The sequence below is a fragment of the Spirosoma sp. 48-14 genome (assembly GCF_001898575.1).
Lineage (GTDB): Bacteria > Bacteroidota > Bacteroidia > Cytophagales > Spirosomataceae > Spirosoma.
This window is the reverse complement of record NZ_MKUD01000008.1, coordinates 1-2,777: the sequence shown is the minus strand read 5'-3', so window position 1 is coordinate 2,777 and position 2,777 is coordinate 1. Positions and strand designations below refer to the sequence as shown.

The following is a 2,777-nucleotide window of genomic DNA, read 5'->3' as shown; positions in this document are numbered from 1 at the left end:
ATAGGCTGACGGTGACGCCCACATTGGCCTGGGGTAGGGAGGCCCCCGCCGACAGGGTGGGGGCGGCATTGACGGTGACCGTCTGGGAGGAGGTGTTGCTACAGCCGTTGACGGTCAGCGAGTAGGCGATGGTGCCTCCGGTGCTGGCCGTGGCGGGATTGAAGCTGGTGCCGCTGATGCCAGGTCCACTGAAGCTACCCCCGGCGGTGGTGGGCACCAGGGTGACCGCACTGGCATTGTTGCAGTAGGTGCTGGCCAGTCCGGAGAAGCTGGCATTGGGCAGGGAGGTAATGCTGACGGTGACCGAGCCGCTCATGGTTTGCAGACACTGCCCCTGGGTGGTGGCCGCCTGCACGGTGTAGGTGCCCGTCAGGGTCTGGCTGCCAAACGAGAGGGCATTGCCGGTCCCACTCAGGGTGGCACTGGTGGGCGAGCCGTTGCGCAGCAGGGTGTAGGTGACTCCCGTTTCGGAATCGGCCAGGCCGATGGGCGCGCCCGTTCCACCTTGGCAGAAGGCCCCGCCCCCCGTCACCGAGAAGCTGGTGGGGGATGGCAGAAGGCTGACGGTGACTGATCCATTCATGACCGGCTGACACTGATTGCGCTTGTTGAGGGCCTGCACGGTATAGGTGCCCACCTGGGTCTGAGGGGTAAACGAGAGAGGGTTGCCGGTGCCCAGCCGCTCATCGGCTGGGCTGGGGCTCCTGGACCCGGTCAGTAGCAGGTAGTAGGTGATGTTTGGGTCTGAGCCATCCAGGCCGATGGCTGCTCCGGCCGATCCGGGGCAGTATCCGCCCAGTCCGGTCACCGAAAACAGGGTTGGGGATGTATTGACGGTGACTTCCAGGCTCCCCTGCAGGTTGGTGCTGAGGGCCGCTCCATTCCCATCGTAGAGGCACTGAATGGTATAGGTAGTGCTGGTGGTGGGGGTGAGTGGAATGGAAAAGGAGGAGGTGTTTCCGGTGGTGCTGGTGCCGTCGCTGAGGATCATGGTCCAGGTGCCGGTGGCTTTGGCCAGTGATCCGGCCAGGGTGACGGTCTGTCCGGAGCAAATGGTGGTTTTGGAGGCAGGGGCGGTGGCGATGATAGGGCTTGGGGGCAGGGTGATGGTGACCTGTCCATCCTGGTTCTGTCCTCCGCCGTTGAGGCCGGGGGTGATGGCCGTGTTGCTGGCGGTGGAGCTGAGGTAGGAGTAGCCCCCCGTAGCGGAAAAGTACTCAAACCCCCCATTTCCACCCCCATAACCGCCCCCGCCACCCGAGCCAGATCTGTAGAGGTCTCCCCCGCCCCCCCCGCCAAACCCCTGCCCGCCCCGGTTAGTATTGCTATTGTCAGCTCCCCCTGGGCTGAGGGCGGTCAGGCTGGCCTGACCGCCCCCCGTTCCCGAATATAGGTTGTTTTTTGCGCCATTGGTTCCTTTTTGCCCCGGACCATCCAGGCCTCCGCCCCCGCCCCCTCCGCCATTTGAACCATTGGACACTCCACCGGTTCCGCCGGTACTGGGTCCCCGTCCTTGGCCACCACCCCCATCGACAGTAATAGAAGCAGCCGCGCCCCCTCCACCGCCCGCAGCCAGTAGTAAACTGGGGACATTGTTTCGGGTGAGCACGACTCCTGTGCCCCCTCCTCCGCTAGTTCTATCGGATCCGGATGCACCCGACTGGCCCACAATACTGGTGATCACATCGCCTGTTTGCAGCACAAAAGTGCCCGTTACGGTGGCTCCACTGCCTCCTTTGCCTTTAAACTCAGTCCCCCCATCAGCGCCTTTGGCGGTGATCTCCACCCGAAAGAGCCCACCCTGCGGTACGGTAAAGGAGTAGAGCCCCGTGGTGGTGTAGGTGGTACACTGCCCCCTGGCCGGGAGGGTGTTTATCAAAAAAGCCAGTACGGTAAACAGGAAACAGGGTGTCAGACGATTGAGCGAGTACGTGAACATTTTCTGAGTAATAGCTGGTAGAAAGTTGACTAAAAACGAACGGATAGGTTAAAAGAAAGATGGGTGAATGAGCTATGGGACTGGGCAAATGGGTAGCAATAAAGTGGATAGGGTAGTGTTTTCAAGAGTTTGAAACGAGTGCATTCTGGGTAGGTTATCCGGTTATTTAAATAGTACAAAATAGATTGATTTGGCTAGTTTTGTAAAATATAAATAATATAATATGATAATATATATTAATATACAATAAAAATGAAAAAATATACTTGATCTTAAAAAGACTATATGTTTGTTTTTTGAATTGTATTATTTTTTAGGTAAAACGGGTTTTGTTGGGCGTACTGGCTAGCTATTTCGCAGCGCGAAAAAAACCAATTGTTTACTTATCGGGTCACGGAATGTACCTGTGCGAATACGCGACAAACGAGTCTTTAGCACGCTGGCTTCTGGAATCGTGGGCAGACGGAGTATGGGTGCTGGGCTTTGTTGACGCACGTGTGTCCCCGGCTTTCTGTAACCGTTGGCCGCCCAAGATTGACGCTAGTCTATTGACGTTATTTCGCAGAAGTGTATTGGGGCTACGATGCCTTCACTCTTGATTGGGGAAACATACCGGGCGGATTGTTCAACCTCGGTCAGGGAGGACTGTGTCAATAGCCTGAATGGTACTATTCGCACAAATTGCTCCTGATGGTAAAGGATAATTGACGGCGATGGCTGGTACTGCCAGGAGCCGGTAGACATGGCTTCGTCACCGGCCCCTGGAGTAGCTCAGATTCCGTTGATGATTCGGGCGTAGATGTTGTTGAGCCGGTTCACATCATAGGTGCCCCCACTG

General features: G+C 57.0%; 1 pseudogene. It reads right to left on the bottom strand.

The features are described 5' to 3' along the window. A pseudogene (locus BGO59_RS06690) lies at positions 1–1,939 on the bottom strand (hypothetical protein); the annotation flags it as partial. Positions 1,940–2,777: the final 838 nt, after the last annotated feature.